Origin of the sequence: Mesorhizobium sp. M1342 (genome assembly GCF_040317955.1) — a bacterium.
GTDB lineage: Bacteria > Pseudomonadota > Alphaproteobacteria > Rhizobiales > Rhizobiaceae > Mesorhizobium.
Map to the genome: position 1 here is coordinate 126,909 of NZ_JAMYLI010000014.1, position 23,860 is coordinate 150,768.

Here is a 23,860-nt window from a genome sequence, read left to right on the forward strand (position 1 = left end):
GCTTTGAATGGGTCGTGTGCCTGGGTTGGAAAGGCGGGTCTGGCCTCACCGGACTTCTGTGTCGAGAGGTCCAGCCCGCAGAACTTTAGAAACTGGCGATGATGACCGAAACGGCGAAGATCGCCGGCTTCGGCAATGACGGTCAATGCCTTGATCGGTCCGATGCCGGGATTTGTCGCAGGAGCTGATAATCCTGGCTGTGCCGCAGCAGATCGTCGGCCTGTGCTTCGATCTCATTGCGTTGCCGGATCAGGCTGCGTGCTTCGTCAATGACCATCCGGAACATGCGAATGGCAGGCGCATCAAGTGGCAGCGGCAATCCGATCGATGGGCGCGCCGTCTCGAAAATCCATTAGAATCTGATGACCTTGCGGCCGACGACATCCCAAGCTGCTGCCACAAACTCCTCCTTCGTCAGCGCCGTGATGCTTGCTGGGGTCGGAAAGGCATGGAGGAAGGCAAAGAACCAATCGCTGCGGCTGTTTCCCCGGAAGCGATCGATCTCGGGAAAATACAGCGGCAGGTAGTGTGTCAGGATGCAGTGCTGGATCTCGGTCTGGCCCTGGCGATCGCTTCATGTGTCTTCGACAGTTCCTGCACGTCGTTGATGCCGGCTCGCAGCGGATCATGGTAGACCTGCGTCGCCTGGATCCTGAGCATGTGTAGGATCACCTGGGCATCGATCTTCTTGCCGAATATGACGCCGAAGGCCTTAAGAAGCCCAGGCATCTGTTCTCGATTTTGCCTGCTAGGCTGACGAGAAGGTCGCGTGCCGACAGCAGCACCCGCACGACAGATCTGAGCAAGGCCCGCCGCTCGTGGCGGCCCGATTTGTTCGGCACCATCGAGAGGGCGGCGCTTGACACGATCGGAAGTCCGCGCTTCGTTAACTCGTTCCAGAGCCAGATCGCAAGCGGTTACGGCTCCATGCCGATCCGCTCCGTCTCCGCATTTCCACAGTCCCGCCCGCATCTCCCGGTCGGGCCCGGGTAGCCATTGCGCTGCAAGGCGGGTCTGATCGCTACGGCGGCGCCCGCCACCATCTCCATCAGTCGGTTCGGCGACATAGCCAATCATCTCCCGTAAGAGAAGTGCTTTCAGGCAAGTTCCGCAGGTTCAAGGAGATCGTTGACGGCGCCACTTGGGAGCTGCGTCGAGTGCATGGTCGAGCTTGCCGCCCAAGGTACGTGGCTTCGAAACGCGTGCGATTGCGCCTCATTCAAGACCGGTAGCGGGTGGTCGCCGACATACAACGGGGCGCAGGCGACTGAAACGAACCCGTCGGCCACTGCGGAGCAATCCTGCCGCCTGACCAGGCGCGTGGAAAAGTATCACAACGGTGACCACAGCGTCGCTTCAGGCCGTCAAAAGCTATTGCCGTGCGTCAAGGCGGGCTAGGTGACCCGTCGGAGGCCGGCACCAGCGGCTTTGTCGGGACAAGACACATGCTATTGGGATTTGGCCGCCGCAGCCGCGAGCATCGCTTCTCCCATCGCAATGGCCCCTTGGGCACGCAGCATTTCACCAGGGTTCTGAATGTCGCGCAAGTCTTTGTTCTGGCTGAGTTTTGATTTTCCAACCAGGCCGGTGATCTCGATCTCCAGGGCGACGATTGCCTTAACCATCGTGTCGATGAAGTCCTTCGGCGCGTCGCCCATCTTCCACGGGGCAGGCTGCGAGGCTTCTTGCATATGAGTGAGCTTCGCCACGTTACGGCGTACATATCGCTCATCATCCCGGACAGTGATGCGTCCGTGGGCGTGGACGACGAGATAGTTCCACGTCGGCACCTGCTTGTGGAGTTCGTGCTTGCTTGGATACCAGTTCGGCGAGATGTAAGCGTCGGCCGCACGGAAGATTACGAGAACCTCATCGCCATTGGCGACTTCCTCCCAGACTGGGTTCTTGCGAGCGACATGGCAATTGAGAACGCCCTTGTCTCCCTTCGAGCGGTCAAGCTCGAAGGGGAGGTGGTTCGCGTCCAGTGTGCCTTTGCTTTGGGTGACGAGGATACCAAGCGGGTGTTTCTCGATAAGCTCGAACAGGGCGTTCTGATCAGGGACGGCAAAATGAGGCGGAACGTACAACGGTTTATCTCCTGTCGCGAATGTGCGGTTGCTAGTAATCGGCGGAGCCTTACGGAACGGGCTCCTGAATCTTCGCTGCCGTCGACGAGTGCCCCGGATCTCGGTGTCCACCACGCTCAAGAACCGCCATCGAGAAATGGGCGGGCACATCAGATGCCGCCGCGTATGAGTGCGGTTGGTCAGTGACAAGCCGCGCACTCTCGCCTTCGCTTAAAATGACCACATGGGTACCTACCACAACGCTCAGGGCACCCTGACTGACCGAGATCAACTCGCGCGTATCCGGACTATGAGCATCTGCGGAAAACACGTCGCCCGGCATAATGACCCAGCTCCACAATTCGAACATCGTGCGCCCCGAGGTCGATGAATGAAGTTGTGCAAAGCTTCCCTTGGCGCTTGTCCAAAGCATCCTCGTCTCCGTCCGCTCAATAGGGAGGCGAACTATGGAAGGATCGTCATTCAGCAAATCGGCCACGGAGAGCGAAAACGCCCCCGCCAGTCGGCAAAGTATGCCGATACTAGGGTTCGCCTTGCCTTGCTCGAGCGAGACGACGGTTCCCTTGGACAAGCCGCTCAGTTTTGCCAGTCGATCCAGGGTCAGATTTTGGTCGCGCCTCAAGTCTCGTATTCGAACCGCTATCGCTTTGCCAAGCACCTGCTCGGAACCCATCGCTGTCGTAACATCGGTCATTATATTGACTTAGGACCTCGGCTCACCTATTGCGGTCAGTATAATGACCGGGGCGAAATTGCAACTGCCCGTTAGGAAGGAAATAACCGATGCGTTTTGAGACGAAGGCGATCCACTGCGGCCGAGGGGTCGACGCGTCCACGGGGGCCGTATCCATGCCGCTGCACACCAGCACGACGTTCGAACGCGGTGTCAACGGGTCATTTCCGTCCGGCTTCGAATACACAAGGGATGGAAATCCTACACGCAATGCGTTCGAGGCGGCCATGGCGACGCTTGAGGGAGGGGAAGACGGCATCGCCTTCGCTTCGGGCATGGCCGCAATCGCTGCAGTTTTCGAGAGCCATCCGTCGGCGGGTCGGATCGTTCTGCCGGATGACATGTATTTCGGCATTCGTTCGCTGATCGAAGAGACCGACATTGGGTCTCGCTTCGACTTTGCCCCAGTCGACATGCGCGATTTGGACGCTTTGCGCGCCGCGGTGACATCGAAGCGGACTGGCCTCGTCTGGATCGAGACGCCGTCAAACCCGATGATCCGCGTTGTCGACATTGCGGCCATCTGCGCAATCGCGCACGAGGCAAACGCCTTGGCGGTGGTGGACAATACGTGGGCCACCCCAGTGCTTCAACTGCCACTCGAAATCGGGGCAGACGCAGTGATGCACTCGGCGACAAAGTACATTGGCGGCCACTCGGATTTGATGGCCGGTGTCGTCATTGTCCCAAATGCGTCACCCCTCGGTCGCCCATTGCGGATGGTCCAGAAACACAAGGGCAGCGTCGCAGCGCCCTTCGACTGTTGGCTGGCGTTGCGGGGCCTGCAGACATTGCCGGTCCGCATGCGCGCCCATTGCGAAGGCGCCCAGAAAGTGGCCGAGGCCTTGGCGTCTCATCCGCGCGTCGAAAAAGTGCTCTTTCCTGGTCTGCAAACTGATCCGGGACACGATCTTGCTACGCGGCAAATGAGCCATTACGGAGCGATGCTATCCTTTATCGTCGAGGGCGGAGCCGATGCTGCAATGGCCGTGGCCGGCCGCCTGAAGATTGTTGTCCGGGCGACAAGCCTTGGCGGGACGCATTCTCTGATTGAGCATCGCGCATCCGTTGAAGGTGCGAAGTCCAAAGCGCCAGGCGGATTGCTGCGAATTTCTGTAGGGCTTGAACATCCTCAGGACATTATCGATGACCTGATGCAGGCCCTAGGCGAAACCTGCAAAGCGGGAGTCCAATGACGGGTGCAAGACTCTGGCGCCGCTTTATGTGGCGGCTGGCGCAGCCGACGATCGGCAGAACAATGTTCCTGCTGAGTAGAACGCACGTCCTCTGGTGAACCGCTACCGCCGTGTCGCATCGTCTCGGGCGCGTGGTCGCATGGGTGATGAACGTCTTCGGGTTTCTGGACGATGGCCACGCGCCCGACCGGAAGCGGAAATACCCAGATTTGCCGTTGACCTGCTGATGCTCAACCTCGTCGGAGATCGCGGTCAACAGATGGGATGGATGTGCTGGCACTACGGCAGTTTGACAAGCCGGCCATCGGGGCGCTAGCACCGTCCAAAGCCAAGAGTCGCAGGGCAGAACTGACCGCACCAAGCGGGCTGCGGGACCCATCAGCTAACGGCCAGGTTGGTACCTCAACGCGCATCAGCACCGTGGATGCCACATTGTCCTTGTTGCGAGCGCGATCTCGGAACTTCGTTGTGACGCAGTCAGTGCACAGAGCGCACCGCTGCAAGCAAATGAGCGGAAGAACGACACCCAGTGGAGGTGAGAAGTGATGCGGCGTCAAGATCCTCCGCGCTTTGCGGCAAACACACTGATCCCTCTTCACAACCCGGTCTTTCGTTCTATCTGGACAGCCACGCAGATATCCAGCCTTGGCTGGCTGGTGCAGAGCGTGGCTATAAGCTGGCTCATGGCCACGATTTCAGCCTCCGATCTGATGGTTGCGCTCGTACAGGCTGCATCGACACTGCCCGCGTTCTTCTTGTCGATCCTTGCTGGAGCCATTGCAGACAGCTTCAGCCGCCGTGGCGTGATGCTTGCCGGACACTGCCTGATCGCACTGGCATCCACGGCGCTGGCACTCTCTGTGGGACTGGGCTTTGCTAGTCCATGGCTAATCCTGGGACTGAGTTTCTTGGCCGGATGCGGCTTTGCCTTGAACGATCCAGCCTGGCACGCCTCGGTCGGCGATATCCTGGAAAAGCGCGACATACCCGCTGCAGTGACGCTGATGTCGGTGGGGTACAACGTGGTTCGGAGCATAGGACCGGCGCTGGGCGGTGTAATCTTAGCTTTGCTGGGCCCCCTTACGGCTTTCGCCCTCGCTGCGCTAAGTGACCTGGTCCCGTTGAGCGCTGTTCTGCGCTCACAGTGGCAAGTTCGCTCTTCGCCTCTTCCGCGCGAGCGGATGACTACGGCCATTCATGATGGCATGCGATTCACGGCGATATCCTCAGAGATCAGAGTGGCGATCGTGCGTGCAACCCTGTTCGGGCTATCAAGCATCTCGATCCTTGCTTTGCTCCCCCTCCTGGTTCGCGACCAGCTGGCGGGAGGGCCAATTGTGTACGGCGTGCTATTGGCCGGCTTCGGCACAGGCGCCTTCATCGCCGGCATTGGCAGCAGCTACTTGAGACGCATCACGTCCCAGAACCGATTGATCACGCTCGCATCCGTTGCTTGCGCAACGTGCTGCCTTTTGATGGCCCTCACATCGTCGGTGGCTGTGGCGGCGATCGCGCTTGCAATCGGTGGCGCTGGCTGGGTTGTCACCTGGACCGGAACCGACGTGTGTGTGCAGTTGGCAAGCCCAAGGTGGGTCGTTGGTCGCACCCTGTCCATTTATTACGCCCTGACCTACGGCGGCATGGCAGCGGGTAGCTGGATCTGGGGTGCTGTCGCGCAGTACTATTCGCTGACGTGGGCTTTGGAAGGTGCTGCAGCGGCACTGTTGCTGGTCGCGGCTGTGGGAAAGCTATTGCCGGTGCGGCTATGGGAGGAATCGGATCAAGCGGCCGTCGACTTCAGGCCACCAGAACTGGCCCTCCCTTTGAAGCCCAGGAGCGGTCCGATCGTGATCAAGGTGGAGTACTCGATACTCGAGGAGAGTATCGATGAATTTCTGAGCTGCATGCGCGAAAGGCGGCGCGTTCAGAGCCGCGCCGGTGCGCGGGACTGGACCCTCCAGCGAGACCTTCAGAAGTCGACGCTTTGGACCGAGACATTCCGCACGCCGACATGGACGGACTATCTTCGTCTAAACCATCGACTAACGGTGAATGACAGGGACATAGGCGAGCGCCTTGCCGCCCTGCACATGGGTGATTCTCCGCCTCGCATCTCACTTTCAATCGAGCGGTCGACAAGCCCCGCCCCCGGCAGCCAAGTCCAGCCTGTGCCTTTTGTATCGCGCCCGTGAGAAAACCAAGACTTGTCTGGGCTTGGACACGGAACGAGCTACTCCTTAATTTGTTGAGCCTGCCCGGATTGCAAATCGTTCCGGCCGGTTAGGCGAGCATGAGGATTCGCGTGGCAATTATGTCCATCACGGGTCCATGTTCAGCCCGAGACCCCCCTCTCTGCCGCCAGATCGGCTTGAGCACGGATTCAGGTCGCCTGTCCTTTGCATAGCGGCGGGCAACGAATAGCAAGGGGGCGGAGGGTATCCCGTCTGCGAAGCGGGGCAGAGGAGGAATCCGCAAGGCGGGTTGCTGGGGAGAGGGGCCGCGCGCCTCTTTCCGCCTAGTTTTCTCCGTTACAAAGTCCTCCCGGGACGGACTGCCAGTTCACGCCAGGGCCAACAGCATGGTTGCTCGCACGGGCGACCGCCGCGTCTGCCGGTCCTGCGAGTAGAATAAGATCGGGAAGTGCGCTTCATCCTCGATGCCAGAGCTCGCGTCGCCGTACCGCGGCCGCCAGAGCCCCTTGCGCTGTCACGAGTCAGCCCACCTTTCTAGCTGGCAGCCATCGGGAGCCGATCCGCAGCACCTGTCGGCGCGCCTTCCGTGTGAACGCAGAACATGATGCATATTCCCAGCGCTTTTTGACGGAGCGAACTACAAAATGCAGAACACTGACTCTCCGCCAAATGAATGCTGCGAGCAAGCAGCAGGCGGAGGAACTCCGTCTGGGCTGAGTACCTGTTTCAACGCGGACAAATAAATTGTAGCCAGTTCACGAAACGCCGGGCCCGCTCCTCTGGCGTCCGATCGTCCAGGAAATCCCCTCGGCGCGCACCACGCCAGACACCTCCTTGCCGATATGATGCTCAAGCACCGGCCGCCAAGGCACCAGCGTGAACTCGCGCGATTTCTCGATGACACCGTATTTTCCGCCGGCGAGCTCGACGCAGCAGCGCAGCGTACCGTCTATTCGATTGCCATGCTGCGCTTCAGAATACGAGAGCCCGAGTTCGTCCGAGAGCTGACTGGCAACACGGTTCAGCTCTCGTTGGCGCAGCATTGAAAGCATGTTGGCGCGATAGATGACCCGATCCTGCGCATCATGGGCAAGACCTTGCGCGATCAGCCACTGCTGTCGGCGGGCCTGGACCTGACGTACTTCGCGACCGAAGCCAGAGTCGCGCAAGGACTCAGGGTGGGCTGATACCAGCTCCTGGTCGATCCAGGTGGCGCCGTCGAAGCCTACTTGGCTCTCCAGCGGCATTGATGAGAGCTTGTCAACGACAACAGGCTGGGCCCTCGCTCGCTGACGCTCGTAATCCGCGACGCGGTTGAGATGGTCGGGCGCGACTGTCCATGTGCCGTCCGGCTCGCGCTCGACGCCACCGGTCGCACGGCGGATCGCCTCCAGTCGCCGCACGTGCGTTTCGGCAAAGCGTTCGGTGGCCGAGGGGTCATGCTTGAGATGGATATCGATGCTGTAGCGCCCGTCGTTGACCGTGGCGATGCCGGCAATTGTGCGGTCGACTTTTCTTGGCCCGGTGTCCCTCGGCCTGACCCGCACTATGCAGCCCTCTGGTGTCGGTTGGGTGGCCTCGCCTTTGCCGATATCAAAATAGTGGCTTTTGCCGTCCACGCCGTCGACGACGAGGTAATGGCGGTCAGTGATTTCGTCGGCCAGCCCGCGCCCGACGACACGTCCGACCACGGTTTGAGCCGACCCGTCGGATCGATCGTGGATAAGATGGTCGGCGGCACTGCGGACGAGCCCCTTGCCGGTCAGCTCGCGATGGATGGTCTTGACGATGTCGCCGCGCGCGCCGATGCGGCGTAGCGTGGCTTCGAGCTCATCCTCCAGGCGCCAGCGACCCGCAGGCATCTCCTCGGCGAGGCCCATCCGCTCGAGCTTGCGCAGGCGGCCCTGGTGCAGCGTTTGGCGAAAGGTGTCTCGGCTGGCCAGTGAGACACACCCCTCATCGTCGCGCATGCGCATCAGCTGCCGGTCGATGCTGGTGAAGCGTTCCTGCTCCATCTCCTGGCGCAAGCGCTGCTCGATCTCGCGGTCGGTGCGCGGGCCAAGGTCGAGGCTAACCAGTTCGGCTGCGCGCTCGCGCAAGCCAGAGGAGATGTAGTCCCGCGCTATGACGAGGTTTTCGCCGTGATCATCCCTGCCGCGCACGATGATGTGGGTGTGAGGATGGCCGGTGTTGAAATGGTCGACGGCCACCCAGTCTAGCCTGGTGCCGAGGTCTTCTTCCATTTGCGCCATGAGGCGCCGGGTGAGCGGCTTCAGGTCATCATACTCGATTCCGTCTTCAGGGGCGACGATGAAGCGGAACTGATGACGGTCACCGTTCGAGCGATCGAGAAAGGCCCTGCCGTCCGCGCGGTCATTGTCGGCAGCGTAGAGCTCGCCACGCTCGCCTTCCCGGGTGACGCCGTCGCGCTGGAGGTAGCGGAGGTGCGCACGAGCCCCGTCGACTCCCTTGCCGGCCAGCTTGACGATGCGTGCCTTGACGACTGCGCGCCGCTGCCGAAACGCCGCGTGGCGGTCGCGCGCTCTAAGAACTGTCGCAGCAGCCCCGCCGCGCCCCACCCGGCTTCCGATGAAGCGGCTGCCGCGTCCGCTCCTGCCGCCTGCTCGGTTGACCGCGGCCTGCACCTGGCCAGCGTAGCGTTTGCCCGCCTTCGAGCCGCGCCAGCCAATTTTGCCGAGCTTCGGCGTGAATTCGTCATCCTGCATGCGGCCTCCGATAACCAGCAGCGAAATCAGAGGCTTGCCCGCCAGACCCTCCTGGACCCGGAGGCAACCTCCTGGGAAAAGGATGTGCAGACAAAGACTTCGCGGCCTCCAGGAGGCGCTGCCTTTATCTTGCCTTCCGCGCACCTGCCCCCCTGGCCCCCGCCCGAACCACGGTAGCCGCTGCCCTCACCTGCGATCCGGCCGGCCTGACCTTGCTCGCTCCGATCCGAGCGGCACCAGGAGCTGGCCATTCGGGCCGGTCACGGAAACACCGTTTCGGAGAAAAAACAGCGACTGCCCGGACGGGATTCCCGGCGCGCTTTTGGAATGGGATTTGCCGGTGAGCGCGTCCATATCGGCGGCCGAAATGCCCGCCGCCTTGATCTCTTCCAGGTACGAAACCGTCTCGCTAGGCAGCGGTCGCCCGCGCTGCAAATGCTGCTCGTAGCGCTCCGGCCCGGCGTTATAGGCTGCAAACAGGCCTGGAAATCCGAAGCGGTCATACATGGCGCGCAGATAGGCAGTGCCTGCCAGAATGTTGTCGCGAGGGTCGTGCGGGGCGGCTCCCAGGCCAAGCTCTGCGCGCAACTCCTCGTAGGTGCCTGGCATCACCTGCATGAGGCCAATGGCGCCGGCGCTCGACGTGACCGGCCGCCCATTGAGCGTCGTCTGCCCCCGGCTTTCGGCATCCATGACGGCATAAATCCAGGTTTGTGGAATGCTGAAACGCCGGCTTGCTTCGGCTACGAAGGGCTGCCATCTTGCAAGCTGCGGACTATGGGAGATGACGACCGGCTTCGTGTTGGTCGCGGCGGAACAGGAGCATGGTGCGAGACACGCCATGCTCAGCATAAGGAGGGTCACTCGGTCCATAGCGGCACGAGCCTCCCGATGATGTTTTCGGTCGGCACCGGCCCGAAATAGCGGCTGTCGAACGAGCGATCTTTATCGCTGCCGAGCAGGAAAACCTCGTCGGCGGCGAGTTTTCGGCATGCATTCCACCAAGGCAGCGGACGGTGCTGCGTGTCGGTTGCAAGCCGGCGCGCGGCTATCTCGCCGCCGATGATGATGGCGTCGCCGAAGGTGCAGACATGCTCGCCGGGCAGCGCCGCAAGGCGCTTGACCAGCGGCACGTTGCTGGGCAGATAGAAGCGTTCGGCGGCGAGATCGGCGACCGGTCTTGGTGGGCGGACGAGTACGAGATCACCACGAGCGGGCGATCTGGATGCGGCGCGATAGAGGCCGACCGGCGCACTCGCCGAGGCGTTCCAGACCAGCCAGGGCGATGGTTTGCCGAAGGCGGCGAAGCCGATCAGGCCAAGGCCGATTGTGGCAACGACGATCGTCTTGCGGGCTCGAATGCGCCGCAGATGGCTGCCGATCAGACGGATGGTGGGACGCCGGCTCATGAGCGGCCTCCCTCACCGGCCGAGCCGGATTCGTGCGCGCCATCCTCGGGCGCGGTCTCCTGCGCGTGCCCCTTCGACCAGTCGTCGAGTTCGTCGATGTGATAGCGGACATAGCGGCCGTGCTTGCGGAATTGTGGGCCACCGCCTTTGAGGCGCATCTTCTCCAGCGTGCGCTGGGACAGCCCGATATAGAAGGCCGCCTGCGCGGTGTTGAGAAACGGACTGCCCTTCTTGGCGCGGGCTGCGCGTTCGTTTTCGTCGTCCATGATGATCCTCGGTTCATTACGGGCAAGCGAAGCGAGGATCGGCGAGCGAGATCGTTTTGGGGACGGGCGAAGAGTGGGGGGCGAGTTTTCGCCGCCCCTTCGGCGGCCTCACGGGTTCTGAGAGAGGCCCTGCGCCGGTTGGCGGCGCAGGGCTTTGCGGGTCGGCCGGTCAGTCGACCGGGTTCCAGATGATGGCGTAAGTGTCGTCGTCATCCTGGCCGGCGGCGCGGCCCAGATTGGCGTAGAGCTTGCGCGGGCCAAACTCGGGGGCCGCAATCGACAGGCTCACATAGTCCTTGCCGGAGGTCTCGCCGGTGCGGATCCAGGCCGCACCCACTTCGACCCCTTGCGTCAGCACCCGGAAGTCGGGATGGGTGTCGGCGCTCTTTGCCTGATTGGGCACGATGTCGATGTCGGCGCGGACGCTGAGCGTCTTGAGCTGGCCCTTGTAGCCGCCGTTTTCCTGTTTGGTGACGTATCCGATTGCGGTCATTTTCAGTCTCCTCTTGGTGCTCGCAGGGGACCATTCCCCTGCGATGGCGGACCGTGATGGGCGCGTCCGGATCGCCGGAACCGGCACGGCCGCAGCGATAGCGGAGGACCCGAGCGGGGAGTTTTTTTGCAGCGAAGCGGCGCGAGGAAGCCGCCGCAGGCGGCGGGGAAAAAAGCTGCCGGCGAGGGTTTCGGGCCGGCCGGATCCGCCCATAGGTCGTCAAGCCAGGCGCAGGGGAATGGTCCCTGAGACACAATGGAGACAGGTTGCGCGATCGGGGGCACAACGAGCAGGCGGCACTATGCAGGGGGCCGGCGGCGCGGGCTCTCTCGGCAATCGGATTGGCAATTGGACCCACGCGCCTGGCGCCTCAGCAAGCAATGCGGGCCGGTGCGGGCTGCCGAAATGGGGGCGAATTGGCGTTGGAATTTATCGCACGCGGCACTGGCTCGGCAAGACGATCAATCGGAGCCGGCGCGGCCCGGAGCGGCGCGCGCGTCCTTAGCGGCAGTACTCGAGAAAACGCCGCTCGGGCCGTGATCGACTATTCGCGCACGAACAGCGACTGCTTCCTTGCGCACAGATCGGCGAATAGGAAGGCCTCGCGGCTGGTGTAGCTTTCGGCCGGGAATTTCACCCAGCGCGGCAGCCAGGCCTCAAGCTGAGGCGGCTTCTCGATGTTCTTGCCGCCGATCTCGGTGAGCATCGAATCGGCGATTTCCTCGTCGCGCAAGCGATCGAAAAGCCATCGTCCGGTTGCCACCATATGCCCACGACGCGCACGAGATTATCGTCGCCGAGCGCCCACCTTGCGCGCGAACATGCCGGCGGCAGCAAGGGATCGCGATTGCCGCCGGCCACCACGCTATTCTCGGTCCGGTGATCCGAGCAGGGCCAACAGCTTGTGCCGCATATTGCCGAATGCGGCGTCAGCCTTGCAGCCGGCAAGGATGGCAGTCACCGTCTCGTTGGCTGCGCGCTGCGACCCGGGGCGCACCTTGGCGATGCAGATCGGCATAGTTCTGCATCGGGGCGGGTGAGTCCCGGGCGCCGTCGGGAATGGGCATCTCCTCGCTATCCGGCGTCGGCTCGGTCGTGGCCAGTTGAGCATCGGGCATCGTCATGCCGCAGTCCCTTCTTGCGCCTCGCCTTCCGCATCGGCCTGAAGGCCAAGCAGGAAATCGGCGGCCTTCGAGGCGAGGCTGGCGGCACGGAAAATGGCGCGGTTGTCCCCGCGCAGCACCTTCAGCCATGAGCCGATGTAATCGGCGTGACGCACGGTCGGCTCGATGCCGAGATTGCTGCAGACGAAGGCGGCAGTGATTTCGGCGACCAATTCTTCACGCGCGTAAGCCTTGGAGCCGAACGAGCCGGAGAGGTCGCGAGCAAGCCGCGTCGGGTGGCCGGTCCAGTGGCCAAGCTCGTGAAAGCAGGTCCGGTAATAGTCGATCTGCTGATGGAACGCCGGCTGCGGCGGCACCTGAATGTGGTCGCTGCCCGGCATGTAGAAAGCGCGATCGCCGCCGACCCTGAAATCCGCACCACTGGCGCGAATCAGCGTTTCGGCCTGCGGCACGATCTCGCACTGAGGCAGCGGCTCGGCGGGGGCATGGAGGTGTTCCGGAAGATTGTCGCACTGCGCGACATTGAAGACGGTAAAGCGCTTCAGAAAAGGCACGGCCTGTGGTGCATCGCCCTCGTGGCGTGCGCGCTCCTTCTCGTCCTTGGGGACAAAGCGGTCGGCATGCACGATGGTCGTGCCGCGCTCGCCTTTCCTGACATTGCCGCCCAGGGCAAGCGCCTGCCGGAAGGTCAGCCAATTCTGGCTGGGATAGCTGCGCTCGATGACGGCGCCCCACAGGATGAGGATATTGATGCCGGAATAGCTGCGCCCCGTGGACGCATTCCTCGGCAGGCCGAGGCCTGCTTTTGCGCTGCCCCATGGCTTGACCCATGGCACGGTACCGCGCTCCAGCTCGGCAATGATGCGGTCGGTGATCTCCTGATAGAGGCTGGCGCCCGGGCGCCTGCCCTTGCCTGCGCCAGCCTCTCCGCTGGTGGTACGCTTGCTGTTTGCACGCATGTGTTATCCCTCCGCTCACCAATCGTCGCGCCTTTCCCCGGAAGCGGGGTGGGCGGCGAGTCGCGACCGGAAGGGCCCGCCCAGTAGGCGGAACGCATCCGAAGGACCGTAACGAAGAGGAGGACCCTGAGCGGCACGCGAAGGGTTGCGGGCTGCCGCAGCGGGTCTAGAAGGGAGTGCCGCCCGCCCCGCGCCACCGGGAAAGGCCAACAGACAAACCGCGCCGCCCGCAAGGGCGGCGGCCGTCACAGCCCGAAGGGCTGCCCACGCCAAGGGGCGAAGCCGAATGGCCGAGACCGCCTGAGCTTGCCGAAGAAAAGCGGGCTCTGTTCACGAGCACCTGGTGCGCGTCGTCAGGCGCGCGGGCGCGCGCCAAGTTTTTTCGCACATGGTCAGGCGGCGCAGTTACGTCGAGAAACCCGACGGCATCGGCGCCGTGCGCGCGGCTTCCTCCGAAAACCAGCGCTCGCCTTTCAACAAATTGAGGCATTGTCCTAGACAATATTCCTGTCCGGATCATGATAGATGCGGCGCGCCCGCTAGGACCGGAGGCTGGACAGAATCTCGCACGGATCAGCGTCAATGGCCGCAGTTATGTCGAGAAACTCGATGACGTCGAGACGCCGCTCTGCGCCCTCGTACTTGGCCACGAAGGATTGGGGACGACCAAGCTTGTCAGCCAGCTGCTCCTGGGTCAGGCCTTTGGCCTTGCGCAGCGAAACCAGCTGGGCCAGAAACCGCTGGTGGCGGGGCGATCGAAGGGATTTGGGCATGGAGGCGAACCGGTCGGGTAAAGACCGGATCAGCGACTAATCCCGGTTTCGGATTATCCCATTTTGGGATATACTGCGTGCGCTCACAGGCGAGGTTCGCAGGCATGAATGGACCAATGGGAACAGATGAGACTCGAAGCTCAACTTTGAGCGATGAAGTCCCCTGGTCGGAGAACCTCACGAGCTACGACAGGGAGCATTTCACAATCTACCTGCGGATCCTGGATGCCTGCGCCGACAATGCCAGCGAAAAGGAGATGGCCGAGCGCATTCTCGGCATCGACCCGTCCATTGACCCGGTCCGCGCCCGCAAAGCTCTTCGCAGCCATATCGACCGTGCGAACTGGATGGTGACGACCGGCTACAAGGAACTGTTCGCCGGCTGATGCACAACGCCCACTGCCACGTGTTTCGAGCAGGCAAGTCTCTGTAGCCAAATTCGGCAGCGCACGGCCGCGACGGCCGGCGCGGCGGGAGCGGTCACAACTGGTTCGCGTGCTGTTTGACTGCCACTTCCAGTGCTTGCATCAAAGGCACAGCCTTGGAGAAGAGGAAGCCTTGAGCGGTTCGGCAGCCAAGCTTGTGCAGGGTTTGCCGATCCGCCTCTGTTTCGACGCCCTCGGCCATGACCTCGATCCCGAGCATGTCACCGAGTTCGATGACCGATTTGACAAGCAGTCGGTCCTCTCGGGACTTGGCCAAGCCGCGAATGAATCCCTGGTCTATTTTCACCTTGCGTATCCGACGGTCCTTGAGAGATGCCAAGGTAGAAAAGCCGGTGCCGAAGTCATCGAGCGCGATGGAAATACCGGCATGTGAAAGCCGTCCGAGCTTTTCATCCACTCTGTCCGGGTCCACCGGCGATTCTTCGGTAATCTCGATTTCGAACATCGTCGCAGGCAGGCCTCTTGCCGCCAGACCATCCAGAACCATGTCGTCGATATCGCCGGCTTCCAGTTCGCGAGGGGAAACATTCATCGCCACACGAATGTTACGACAGTCAGCTTTCACCAAGCCGTCGATAAAAGCACAACAGTCGGCGAATACGGTTTGCGTCAGCAGCTGAAGCATTCCGGTTTCGCGTGCGGCCGTGATGATTTCGGGTGGAGAGATGGCACCATGCGTCGGATGGGACCATCTCAGCAAGGCTTCAAAACCGACCACCGTCTCGGTTTCGAGTTTCACGATCGGCTGGAACCAAGGTTGCAATCTTCCCGTCTTTATCGCCGAATGAAGATCCCGTTCGATCGACTGGCGACGTTGCAGTTCCCTGTCGAGTTCGGCATCGAACAGGCAAAATTCGTTCCTGCCATGGCGCTTGGCCGTATACAGGGCGATATCCGCCCGCAACAACATTTCAGTCAGGCTCGGCGTCTGCGCCAAGTATATCCCTATCGATGCCCCGACCCGAACGGACGCGACCTCGATATAGGGGCGAGCAATTTTGGCTATGATATTGGAGGCGAGATCACTGGCAGAAAGCGAAGCTCTCGTTGAGGGAAAAACCAGCACGAATTCATCGCCGCCGATACGAGCGAGCGTTGAGCCTTCGGGTGCTTCCTGCTCTATGCGGCGGGCGATCATGACAAGCAGTTCATCACCGGTCCTGTGACCGTAGGTGTCGTTGACAGATTTGAAGCCGTCCAGATCAATCAGCATTGCCACGAAGGGGCCATCCGCGGTCTTGAACCGACCGATGGCGTGTTCAAGGCCCCGCCTGTTGAGAAGGGCGGTCAGATGGTCCTCCCTGGAGTTGCGCTCCATTTCCGACGCAAATCGCTCTGCCTCATGTCTCAGGCGGCTTGCTTCGCGGAAGCGCGCCTGCCCAACAAACGAAGCTCGGACCAAGCCGCCCATGAAGAGCAGAACGGTGAAAGCCAGAATGTAGCGTTCAAAATTGCCTTTCGCCAAAAGGCACGCCACCGTGATGAGGAGTGGAGGTGTGATGAAGCTGGTCGCCGCCGCGGCATACGAACTGCCATATGTAACCGCACCAGCTGAAATGCCCGCCAGTATGACCAGATGCATCGGTGCTTGTGGTGTTGTGTATCCAACAGTCAGCACGGCCGGGAAGGACCATGCAAACCCTGCCAGAAGGGCAAGGACGCCAAACATGCGAAGGCGCGGCAAAACGCCAAGCAAATCCTGATGGCGCCCCGTTTCCTTTAGCTGAAAACGGGCGAGTGCAAGCCGGGCGGCATTTAGCGCATTGACGACCAGGAACCAGCTGGCAGCGGCGAAGCCGCCGCCAGAAAGGGCCTGCACCGCGCAAATCAGGCCTGACAGGATCGCGCTTATCGGCATCGACACGAAGAGCCCGGCCCTCAGGTCAGCAAGCTGATCCTGACGGATTTTGGCCTCCAGCGATTCTTCTTCCTTTAGGGGTGCCATGAATGGACCAGCTTGCTTGCGTCGTTGTTCGCGAGGACCAAATCTATGCAAGCCCACTGAAGGACGGGTTAACTACCCAGCGAGGGTAACCAGTGCGCTCACCATGCTTCGGGTCACACCTTTGGCTTGCATTGCCGAATCATCAAGGCTTCGCCCGCGCGCGTGCCTTGATCCGAATCATGCCATGATCGGCAACGTCACCAGGAGACAGCCTTGCCCCGCGACGACGCGCGCCAGCAAGACAAGGAAGCCTCGCCGAGACAGCGTTCCAGAGCGGCAGCGCTCTGTGCGATTCACCGCCTGAGCATGGCCGAAATGCCATGGCGGACAAAGGGAAGATGTTGGGCAAAGCGGAGCCCAGCATGTCTTGCAAGCCGTGCCGCCGAGTGCTCGCTTGAGTAGAGACCGACAAGCATGTTGGTGGCATGATAGAGCGGCCCCGCCGACAGCCGCAGCCGGCTTTCGTATCTGCCGAGCATGTCGGGATCGGCAATGTCGCGGCGGGCGCGACATGCTGTCAGTATTTTATGAGCGAGTTGCTTCTGGCCGCTGAGGCCGATGTTAAAGCCATGCGCGGTCACCGGGTGCATGCCGATGGCAGCATCGCCGATCAGTGCCGCACTCGGAGCCGAGAACTTGTGCGCCCAGGTCGTGACCAGCGGATAGGCATGGCGGGTGCTTGCCAGGGTCATCTGCCCGAGGCGTCCTCGACACCTGTTCATCAATTCCATGCGGAACAATTCGTCATCGAGAGCAGACAGTCTGTCGGCCTCGCTTGAGCGCAAAGTCAGAAGCAGCGACGACACGCCTTCCATGAGCGGCAACATCGCTATGGTCTGATGGTGGTCGAACCATTCGACCGCGATCTGGTGATGGACGCGCTCGTGCCTCACTCGGCAAATCAGCATGGAGTGGCCAAGCGGATGGATGTTGGCGCCAATGCCGAGCAGGTCGCGCATCGGGGACAAACGCGAATCCGCTGCTACGAGCAGCCGAGCGGCCAATTGCCTGCCATCAGAAAGCGTTATGACCGCCTCGTCTTCGCTATTTGTTGCATTGACGACCGAGTTGCCGCACAGCAGCCGGGCATGATCCTGGAAGTGGACAATTTTGAACAGGGCATCGCGGATCCGACAATTTGGGACCAGAAATCCGAGTGGTTCCCCAGATCCGCTGGGAGCATCGAAGCTCAGGGCGAAAGGGCTGGATCCGTTGAGCACGCGCGCGCCATGAAGCGGTGATTTGTCCGATGCGGGGATGGCATCCCAGGCGCCGAGCTCGCGAAGGATTCTCACTGATGCGTGGGTCAGCGCGATCTCGCGACCGTCGAAAGCCGGATTCGCCAGGCTGTCGAGCGACTGCCGTTCAACCACTGCCACCTTGAGTCGGCTCCAGGCGAGCGATGCTGCGAAGGCAAGTCCGACCGGACCAGCTCCGACGACAATGATGTCGAATTTGTCGACATAGCCGGCCATCAGCGTGCCGCCATAGCGGCTATCTTCGACACGAAGCGCTCTTGAAGCATCGCAATCACCCACGGTTTGCCGCTCATCTCCCCAACTCGATAGACATGCGTTCTCCGTTGGAAGCCTGGTCAATGAAACCATGCCGATGAAGAGATAACGCTGATCTGGATCAACGAGGCTCGACAAACCCGTCAGCGGCGGGTTCACGGTCGAGTGGTCGATTGCCGTGAAAACGTCTCCATGTCTGGGCATTCTGAATGGTCGGCTTCCCAATCGCGTGCCCCTCCTGGCCAAAGGTTCGGCAACGTATTGTGGCTGATCCGTTCTTCGCACCGCGCCGATATCGTCATGACGCGGGCAATCGCCAGCAAAGATTCGGTCGACTGACGACCAGCATCCGCACAGTCGTTGGCGCCGCCAACCGGTTCAGCCTCGCGGCTCTTCCCGATCGATAAGGACCCGCTCGGCGGAGCCGTCGAGATCTTCGTATTGGCCGCTCTTCAAGATCCACAGGAAGCCCCGGTCCAAGCCCCACCAAAACGGGCAGCGGCCACCGCATTTCTGTCAGGACGGGCGTCTTGCTGCAGACAGCGTGCTCTCCGACCATAACGCGCTAGACGCCGAAGGAACTCGCCGACGGCCTCATGTCCAAATGATGTGGGAAGGGAGCAAACCAATGGGACTCTGCTTGGCGTCCCCGCTTTTTTCGCAGCTATGAAACCATCACTGAGAACGGATCCGTACTGAGGAGGAGGCGGTCCTTGACTTGCCCGACGCCGGCAACCTTCTCAGCCGCAACGATCGCTGCCTTCCGCTGACGCTCGTCGACAATCGCCCCCTTCAGTTCGACAAGGCCGTCGCTGACCCTCACATCGATCAAGTCCCACCGCTCCAGGTTTGTGGCTGCAGTTCGGCAAGGATAGCCTTGCGGATCAGTTCGTCATCGGGTGGCGTGGTTCCCTGTTTCGGCATGGCGGATCAGGACAAGCAGCAAATCAGTTCGCGTGATGATGCCGACGACCCTTTCCCGAATCGACAATCGGGACATTGTTGTGCGATGTTGCATCATCAGGTCGACAGGAGGCGCCGAGATGACGTGTGTGGTCATCACCTGATGGATGATCCGTCCATTCGAGCGCACACATAGTCATTGGCGGTTGTGCCCGGGCCAAGATCAAGCTCCAGCCAGCGCGGACGCACACGCTGGGTTCCGAGTTCCTCTCGGCGCAAGAAGTCGCTTTTGCTTACAATGCCAACCAAGGTGCCGTCGCTGGTCGTTACCGGCAGGCAGCTGACTTTGCTTGAAAGCATGACCGCTTCGGCGATCGTCGCGTTCGCATGCGTCGTGATGACTGGCTTTGTCATTAAGGATTCGGCTTGCATCCTCACCCTCCTGATCTTTCGTCGGACGACGATAGGACATCCCGACCCGCGGCGCGTTGATCTGAGTCACTTGGAACGAGTGGCATTCTCCGCGCCGTCGTCGCTGTCGATGAGAATGCGCTCCGCCGCGCCATCGAGATCCTCGTACTGGCCGCTTCTCAACGCCCAAAGGAAGCCGGACAGGCCGAGTGCGCCAAGGAATAGCGCTACGGGGATGAGGTAGACGAGCGTCGTCATGACGATTGAGCCATGGCGCCGGCGCGCGCGGGCCTGTCTTGCCGCGCAATTGCGGACGACGCACCCGTTGCGAAGCCTTGCAGACGCATGGCATTTCCAACCACGAGCAATGACGAGGCTGACATCGCGACCGCGGCGATAAGAGGCGTAACATGGCCCAGAATGGCGATCGGCACGGCAACAGCATTATAAACGATCGCAATTGTTATGTTCTGTCGGATCAGGCTTCCCGCCTTGCGCGATACGTCAACAGCCAGCGGGACCGCCAAGAGGCTTTCGCGCAGGAAAACGAAGTCGGCTGCATTGCGGCCAATGTCGGCGGCGGTGGCGGGTGCGATCGAGACATGCGCAGCGCTCAGCGCCGGCGTATCGTTGAGCCCGTCGCCAACCATCAGAACCTTGTGCCCGTCCCTCGCCAGCGTCTCGATGCGTTCAACCTTGCCGGACGGCAGCAGGCAGGGAACGAAATCATCGACACCAAGCCCGTCCGCAACCTCGGCGCAGGCTTTCGCGGTGTCGCCCGACAGCATCTCCACGCACATACCAGCGTTGTGCAGTTGATCGATGGCTGCCCTGGCGTCGACGCGCAGCGCATCCTCGAAATCGAAGGTCGCGACAATGATCCCGTCTTTCGTCAGAACCGTCCCGCCATAGCCATGTCTGCCTTCGCGGCCGGTGCGGGCTTTCCATCCAGCCCATCCGCGCCGGCCCAGCCGCCAGGTGCTACCGGCGGCTGTGGCCTCGATCCCGAAACCCGGGTGCTCGGTGACGGCATCGAATTTGTGCTGCCCGCCAAGGCGGGCAAAACCGGCTATGGCCTTTGAAAACGGGTGACGCGAGTGCGCAGCCATGTCTCCCGCGATTGCCAGCATGGCCGGATCAATCGAGTCCGCATTGACCAGCCGGGGCTGGCCGAGGGTGAGCGTTCCGGTCTTGTCGAACACCGCTCTATCAATCGTCGCCAGGCGCTCCATGGCCGAACCGTCCTTGACCATGATGCCGTTCTCGAACAGGCGCCGCGCCGCGACCACCTGGACGATCGGTACGGCGAGGCCGAGCGCGCACGGGCATGTGATGATGAGAACGGCAATGGCGATGGTTATCGCCCGGTGCCAGTCACCGGTCGCCGCCATCCAGCCAAGGAACGTCGCGAAGGCTGTGAGATGAACCACCGGGGCATAGAGCGCTGAAACACGATCGGCGATCCGGCGATAATGCGCGCGGCCGCCCTCTGCGGACTCCATCAGCCGAACCATTTCCGCCAGAAACGAATCTTTCGCGGCGGCGGTCGCCTCGATCGTCAGCGGGCCGGTTAGGTTGAGGACACCGGCCTGCACGGCTTCGCCTGCCGCTACGTTTCGAGGCGTGCTCTCGCCGGACACCAACGAGCAGTCCAGATCCGAGGCCCCTTGAATGATCTTGCCGTCGACGGGGATTCTCTCGCCGGCAGCGATCAACAGCAGCATGCCAAGTTCGATCTCGCCAACCGGCAGATAGTCGCGTGCACCATCGCCGCGCAGCACCATGGCGCCACGCGCCGCGAGCTGTGACAGGCCTTTGACGGCGGTGCGGGCGCGTTCGCGCATCACGTGATCGAGCGTGCGGCCGATCAGGAGGAAGAACAGCAGTGACACCGATGCATCGAAATAAGCGTGGTCGCCATGGGTGATCGTCTCATAGAGGCTCATGGCGTAGGCGAGGGATACCCCGACCGCGATCGGCACATCCATGTTCATGCGGCCGTGACGCAGCGCATTCCAGGCCGAGCGGAAGAAGATGCCGCCGGCGAAGGCGAGTGCAGGGATGGCGATAAGCGCCGAGACCCAGTGGAACAGGTCGCGGGTAGCGCCTTCAGCACCGGACCAGACAGAGACCGAAAGCAGCATGATGTTGCCCGCCGCAAAGCCAGCGACAGCAACGGCGCGGATCAGCTCCGAAAGCGTCTTGTCCTTGTTGTCGACCTCGGGGTCGAACAGATGCGCCTCGTAGCCCAGCCGTCCCAGCGCGGCGACGAATGGTGGTACCTGGTTTCCACGCCAGCGGACCGCGACCCGCTTCGTCGACAGGTTGACACGAGCGCTCTCCACTTGATCGAGCTTTCCCAGTGCTGTCTCGATCGCCTGGATGCAGGCCGCGCAATGAACCGTGGGGACCGAAAGATCGGTCTGGCGGAGATCATCGCCAAGCGATCGGCTCGCCAGCCTGATCTCCTGGCTGGACGGCAGGACCGATCCGGTGTTGACCAGATCAAGCGCCATTTCGGCGCCCGGTGCACAACAACTCATTGCAGCGCTCCATTGGAAATCATGATCCTGCGGACGTCGCGGTACGGTTTATGCAGACCGGCGTCGGCGTCGACTTCGACAATCCAGACGCCATCCTTCGGCATGTGCTGCGCGGCGAACTCCTGGCCGGAGGTGAGGGCGAGCGTGACGGACTTGTCCTCTTTCTCGTATGCGGGATGGCGAAACAGCACCTTGACGCCATGCAAGGGAACCGGCTTGCCGCCGGCGTCGGTGAGGCCGTAGCGGACTTCGCCCCATGCGATGGTCAGCTTGCCGGTCCAGCCAAGGGCTGCCTGCGCGCGACCCTCCTCGGCCTGCTTGTTGAATTGCTGGCTCGCCACATAGGTGTTTTCGACGACAAGGCCGGTCCAACTTGTGTTGGCGAGCGTGGCCATCGTCAGATTGACCGCGATGACCACACCGAAGAAGGCAAGGATGGTGAACAGCATGTGCCTGCCGGTGAATTCGCGGGTTTTTTGTGTTCTGGCGCTCATCTGGCAGTCTCCGGCGCGTTGAAGGTGGCGGTGTATTCGTCCGACTCGAAGCTCGCCTTGTCCTCGACACGGAACGTGAAGGTCTGCGCTGTGTCCTGGATTTGACCCGCTGGCTGGCGCACGAAGACCTTCAGCATTTTCAGGCGGTCGGGTTCGACCGGAATGGCGAAAGAACGGCCTGCCGGGATGTCGTCGCCGACGACGACCATGTCAGCGCCCTGCAAGCCCTGCATCGTGACGACGATCGTCCGTGGCTCGGGGATCATGTTGAGCAGCTTGACGGTGTAGCCGTTGCGGATCGAGCCGTCGGAGAGCGTGACGAATTGCGGATTGCGGTCATGCAGCACGTTGACTTCGAGCCGATCGCGCGTCAGCAGCGAATAGAGCAGGCCGAGGCCGATCAGCGACCACAAACCCATGTAGACATAGGTCCGTGGCCGGAAGATCTTGCTGACATGGAAATGCGCCACCTTGTCGGAGAACAGGCCACCAGCAGTCCTGACCAGCGACGGGTTGACTGAACTGGAGCCGCCCGCGGTCGCCAGAATCATGTTGGCGTTGTAATCGGAGAGCGTCGCGTAGGAAATCAGCCCACGCTCCCTGCCGAGCTTGTCCATGACGCCGTCGCAGGCATCGATGCAAAGCGCGCAGGTGATGCATTCGAGTTGCTGGCCGTCGCGAATGTCGATCCCCATCGGGCAGACCGCGACACAGGCATTGCAGTCGACGCAGTCGCCGACGGACTGCCCTGCAGCTTGCACCTTCTTCGCATGACGCGAACGCGGTTCGCCGCGCCAGTCATTGTAGGTGACGGTGAGCGAACTTTCGTCGAGCATCGCTGCCTGGATGCGCGGCCATGGGCACATATAGGTGCAGACCTGCTCGCGCATCAGCCCGCCGAACGTGTAGGTCGTTGCCGCCAGAACCGCGACGGTGATGTAGGCGACAGGCGCTGCCGTGCCGGTGAAGAGTTCGCCGAGCAGCGTCGGCGCGTCAGCGAAATAGAAGATCCAGGCGCCGCCCGTCAGCGCGCCTATGGCCAGCCAGATGGCGTGTTTCGATACCCGCAGCACGAGTTTGCGGGGGGTCCAGAAACCGGCATCAAGCTTGATACGAGCGTTGCGGTCGCCCTCTATCGCGCGCTCGACGACCAGGAACAGGTCGACCCATACGGTCTGCGGGCATGTGTAGCCACACCAGGCACGGCCGACAGTCGACGTGATCAGGAAAAGACCGACGCCGGCCATGACCAGAAGGCCGGCGACATAGTAGAATTCCTGCGGCCATATCTCGATGAAGAAGAAATAGAAACGCCGGTTAGCGACATCAAGCAGCACGGCCTGGTCCGGGCTAAACGAGCCCCGATCCCAGCGCAGCCACGGCGTCAGATAGTAGATGCCGAGCGTGACCGCCATCACCAGCCATTTGAACTGGCGAAAGCTGCCCGAGGCCCGCTTCGGGAAGATCTTCTTGCGCGCAGCGTACATTGGCTGACGCACCTTGGCGGAGTTGACCGGCGTGGGTTCGATCCTTTCTATTTGCGTGTTATCAAGCACGAGAAGCTCCAGTCACCAGCGACGATTTCGCCGGAAACCGACTCATCGGTTCTGGATGATGCCGAGGCCCGGCTTGCGCCGGGCCTCGTC

The 23,860-nt window shown here is 61.7% G+C and carries 22 protein-coding genes and 2 pseudogenes; 3 read left to right on the plus strand and 21 right to left on the minus strand.

The genetic code is table 11. The annotated features are described in order from the left end of the window. Positions 1-38 precede the first annotated feature (38 nt). From NKH06_RS16590 to NKH06_RS16600, 3 genes and pseudogenes are all read right to left on the minus strand, one after another. A pseudogene (locus tag NKH06_RS16590) lies at positions 39-681 on the minus strand (transposase); the annotation flags it as partial. 767 nt (positions 682-1,448) lie between these two features. After that, positions 1,449-2,087: an FMN-binding negative transcriptional regulator gene (locus NKH06_RS16595; protein WP_023783766.1), complete on the minus strand. Its 639-nt coding sequence runs from the start codon at positions 2,085-2,087 to the stop codon at positions 1,449-1,451. A gap of 49 nt (positions 2,088-2,136) precedes the next feature. Then, a complete protein-coding gene (locus NKH06_RS16600) occupies positions 2,137-2,781 on the minus strand; it encodes a helix-turn-helix domain-containing protein (RefSeq protein WP_352676170.1) in 645 nt (214 codons plus the stop codon). An 89-nt stretch (positions 2,782-2,870) separates the two neighbouring features. Here NKH06_RS16600 and NKH06_RS16605 point away from each other — a divergent pair, with 89 nt between their 5' ends. Then, positions 2,871-4,016 (plus strand): trans-sulfuration enzyme family protein, encoded by a 1,146-nt coding sequence (locus tag NKH06_RS16605; protein WP_023740430.1) that lies wholly within the window; start codon positions 2,871-2,873, stop codon positions 4,014-4,016. Between the two features lie 545 nt (positions 4,017-4,561). Further along, positions 4,562-6,208 carry an MFS transporter gene (locus NKH06_RS16610; RefSeq protein WP_031203413.1) on the plus strand — a complete coding sequence of 549 codons (1,647 nt, stop codon included), beginning with the start codon at positions 4,562-4,564 and terminating at the stop codon, positions 6,206-6,208. Positions 6,209-6,963: 755 nt separating this feature from the next. Here the strand turns inward: NKH06_RS16610 and rlxS are convergent. The 9 genes from rlxS to NKH06_RS16655 form a co-directional block, all read right to left on the minus strand. Beyond that, positions 6,964-8,934 carry a relaxase/mobilization nuclease RlxS gene (rlxS, locus tag NKH06_RS16615; RefSeq protein WP_352893442.1) on the minus strand — a complete coding sequence of 657 codons (1,971 nt, stop codon included), beginning with the start codon at positions 8,932-8,934 and terminating at the stop codon, positions 6,964-6,966. A gap of 186 nt (positions 8,935-9,120) precedes the next feature. Then, positions 9,121-9,807, minus strand: a complete 687-nt coding sequence (locus NKH06_RS16620; RefSeq protein WP_352487489.1) for a lytic transglycosylase domain-containing protein — start codon at positions 9,805-9,807, stop codon at positions 9,121-9,123. Continuing rightward, on the minus strand, positions 9,795-10,343 hold the full coding sequence (locus tag NKH06_RS16625) for a S26 family signal peptidase (protein WP_352893444.1): 549 nt from the start codon (positions 10,341-10,343) through the stop codon (positions 9,795-9,797). The genes NKH06_RS16620 and NKH06_RS16625 overlap by 13 nt, the downstream gene beginning before the upstream one ends. After that, entirely contained in the window at positions 10,340-10,609 is a 270-nt protein-coding gene (locus NKH06_RS16630; protein ID WP_023735797.1) for a helix-turn-helix transcriptional regulator, read from the minus strand. The genes NKH06_RS16625 and NKH06_RS16630 overlap by 4 nt, the downstream gene beginning before the upstream one ends. A 169-nt stretch (positions 10,610-10,778) precedes the next feature. Then, positions 10,779-11,102, minus strand: coding sequence for a DUF736 domain-containing protein (locus tag NKH06_RS16635; protein ID WP_023762782.1), 324 nt, complete (start codon positions 11,100-11,102; stop codon positions 10,779-10,781). 544 nt (positions 11,103-11,646) lie between these two features. After that, positions 11,647-11,808: a hypothetical protein gene (locus tag NKH06_RS16640; RefSeq protein WP_352893445.1), complete on the minus strand. Its 162-nt coding sequence runs from the start codon at positions 11,806-11,808 to the stop codon at positions 11,647-11,649. A gap of 223 nt (positions 11,809-12,031) precedes the next feature. Beyond that, the gene (locus tag NKH06_RS16645; protein ID WP_155930546.1) at positions 12,032-12,226 is read right to left on the minus strand and encodes a hypothetical protein; all 195 of its coding nucleotides are present in this window, start codon (positions 12,224-12,226) and stop codon (positions 12,032-12,034) included. Beyond that, a complete protein-coding gene (locus NKH06_RS16650; RefSeq protein ID WP_352752674.1) occupies positions 12,223-13,185 on the minus strand; it encodes an ArdC family protein in 963 nt (320 codons plus the stop codon). The genes NKH06_RS16645 and NKH06_RS16650 overlap by 4 nt, the downstream gene beginning before the upstream one ends. A gap of 539 nt (positions 13,186-13,724) precedes the next feature. Continuing rightward, entirely contained in the window at positions 13,725-13,958 is a 234-nt protein-coding gene (locus NKH06_RS16655; protein WP_023735803.1) for a helix-turn-helix domain-containing protein, read from the minus strand. Positions 13,959-14,062: 104 nt separating this feature from the next. Between NKH06_RS16655 and NKH06_RS16660 the strand changes: the two genes are divergently transcribed. After that, positions 14,063-14,344, plus strand: coding sequence for a DNA -binding domain-containing protein (locus NKH06_RS16660; RefSeq protein ID WP_081731037.1), 282 nt, complete (start codon positions 14,063-14,065; stop codon positions 14,342-14,344). Positions 14,345-14,438: 94 nt separating this feature from the next. Here NKH06_RS16660 and NKH06_RS16665 read toward each other — a convergent pair whose 3' ends face one another. The 9 genes and pseudogenes from NKH06_RS16665 to ccoG all read right to left on the minus strand — a co-directional run bounded on the left by NKH06_RS16665 (position 14,439) and on the right by ccoG (position 23,770). After that, a complete protein-coding gene (locus tag NKH06_RS16665) occupies positions 14,439-16,349 on the minus strand; it encodes a putative bifunctional diguanylate cyclase/phosphodiesterase (RefSeq protein ID WP_352866307.1) in 1,911 nt (636 codons plus the stop codon). 293 nt (positions 16,350-16,642) lie between these two features. Beyond that, entirely contained in the window at positions 16,643-17,824 is a 1,182-nt protein-coding gene (gene ubiM, locus NKH06_RS16670) for a 5-demethoxyubiquinol-8 5-hydroxylase UbiM (RefSeq protein WP_352809079.1), read from the minus strand. Between the two features lie 417 nt (positions 17,825-18,241). Then, a pseudogene (gene ccoS, locus NKH06_RS16675) lies at positions 18,242-18,334 on the minus strand (cbb3-type cytochrome oxidase assembly protein CcoS); the annotation flags it as partial. 193 nt (positions 18,335-18,527) lie between these two features. Next, the gene (locus NKH06_RS16680; protein WP_245273072.1) at positions 18,528-18,686 is read right to left on the minus strand and encodes a BON domain-containing protein; all 159 of its coding nucleotides are present in this window, start codon (positions 18,684-18,686) and stop codon (positions 18,528-18,530) included. Between the two features lie 236 nt (positions 18,687-18,922). Beyond that, positions 18,923-19,198, minus strand: a complete 276-nt coding sequence (locus tag NKH06_RS16685; protein WP_245272648.1) for a CBS domain-containing protein — start codon at positions 19,196-19,198, stop codon at positions 18,923-18,925. A gap of 66 nt (positions 19,199-19,264) precedes the next feature. After that, positions 19,265-19,435 carry a cbb3-type cytochrome oxidase assembly protein CcoS gene (gene ccoS / locus NKH06_RS16690; protein ID WP_023762793.1) on the minus strand — a complete coding sequence of 57 codons (171 nt, stop codon included), beginning with the start codon at positions 19,433-19,435 and terminating at the stop codon, positions 19,265-19,267. Then, the gene (locus NKH06_RS16695) at positions 19,432-21,720 is read right to left on the minus strand and encodes a cation-translocating P-type ATPase (protein ID WP_352893448.1); all 2,289 of its coding nucleotides are present in this window, start codon (positions 21,718-21,720) and stop codon (positions 19,432-19,434) included. Before NKH06_RS16695 ends, ccoS (NKH06_RS16690) begins: the two co-directional genes overlap by 4 nt. Then, complete coding sequence (locus NKH06_RS16700; protein ID WP_352799352.1) at positions 21,717-22,214, minus strand: FixH family protein; 498 nt, start codon at positions 22,212-22,214, stop codon at positions 21,717-21,719. The genes NKH06_RS16695 and NKH06_RS16700 overlap by 4 nt, the downstream gene beginning before the upstream one ends. Then, on the minus strand, positions 22,211-23,770 hold the full coding sequence (gene ccoG, locus NKH06_RS16705; protein ID WP_352893450.1) for a cytochrome c oxidase accessory protein CcoG: 1,560 nt from the start codon (positions 23,768-23,770) through the stop codon (positions 22,211-22,213). The genes NKH06_RS16700 and ccoG overlap by 4 nt, the downstream gene beginning before the upstream one ends. Between the last annotated feature and the right edge of the window lie 90 nt (positions 23,771-23,860).

Bases quoted from the DNA above. Each gene is read 5' to 3' on its own strand.
- NKH06_RS16600 (WP_352676170.1), bottom strand. From the start codon at position 2,781: ATGACCGATGTTACGACAGCGATGGGTTCCGAGCAGGTGCTTGGCAAA.
- NKH06_RS16605 (WP_023740430.1), top strand. From the start codon at position 2,871: ATGCGTTTTGAGACGAAGGCGATCCACTGCGGCCGAGGGGTCGACGCG.
- NKH06_RS16610 (WP_031203413.1), top strand. From the start codon at position 4,562: ATGCGGCGTCAAGATCCTCCGCGCTTTGCGGCAAACACACTGATCCCT.
- rlxS (WP_352893442.1), bottom strand. From the start codon at position 8,934: ATGCAGGATGACGAATTCACGCCGAAGCTCGGCAAAATTGGCTGGCGC.
- NKH06_RS16620 (WP_352487489.1), bottom strand. From the start codon at position 9,807: ATGGACCGAGTGACCCTCCTTATGCTGAGCATGGCGTGTCTCGCACCA.
- NKH06_RS16625 (WP_352893444.1), bottom strand. From the start codon at position 10,343: ATGAGCCGGCGTCCCACCATCCGTCTGATCGGCAGCCATCTGCGGCGC.
- NKH06_RS16630 (WP_023735797.1), bottom strand. From the start codon at position 10,609: ATGGACGACGAAAACGAACGCGCAGCCCGCGCCAAGAAGGGCAGTCCG.
- NKH06_RS16635 (WP_023762782.1), bottom strand. From the start codon at position 11,102: ATGACCGCAATCGGATACGTCACCAAACAGGAAAACGGCGGCTACAAG.
- NKH06_RS16640 (WP_352893445.1), bottom strand. From the start codon at position 11,808: ATGCTCACCGAGATCGGCGGCAAGAACATCGAGAAGCCGCCTCAGCTT.
- NKH06_RS16645 (WP_155930546.1), bottom strand. From the start codon at position 12,226: ATGACGATGCCCGATGCTCAACTGGCCACGACCGAGCCGACGCCGGAT.
- NKH06_RS16650 (WP_352752674.1), bottom strand. From the start codon at position 13,185: ATGCGTGCAAACAGCAAGCGTACCACCAGCGGAGAGGCTGGCGCAGGC.
- NKH06_RS16655 (WP_023735803.1), bottom strand. From the start codon at position 13,958: ATGCCCAAATCCCTTCGATCGCCCCGCCACCAGCGGTTTCTGGCCCAG.
- NKH06_RS16660 (WP_081731037.1), top strand. From the start codon at position 14,063: ATGAATGGACCAATGGGAACAGATGAGACTCGAAGCTCAACTTTGAGC.
- NKH06_RS16665 (WP_352866307.1), bottom strand. From the start codon at position 16,349: ATGGCACCCCTAAAGGAAGAAGAATCGCTGGAGGCCAAAATCCGTCAG.
- ubiM (WP_352809079.1), bottom strand. From the start codon at position 17,824: ATGGCCGGCTATGTCGACAAATTCGACATCATTGTCGTCGGAGCTGGT.
- NKH06_RS16685 (WP_245272648.1), bottom strand. From the start codon at position 19,198: ATGCAAGCCGAATCCTTAATGACAAAGCCAGTCATCACGACGCATGCG.
- ccoS (WP_023762793.1), bottom strand. From the start codon at position 19,435: ATGACGACGCTCGTCTACCTCATCCCCGTAGCGCTATTCCTTGGCGCA.
- NKH06_RS16695 (WP_352893448.1), bottom strand. From the start codon at position 21,720: ATGAGTTGTTGTGCACCGGGCGCCGAAATGGCGCTTGATCTGGTCAAC.
- NKH06_RS16700 (WP_352799352.1), bottom strand. From the start codon at position 22,214: ATGAGCGCCAGAACACAAAAAACCCGCGAATTCACCGGCAGGCACATG.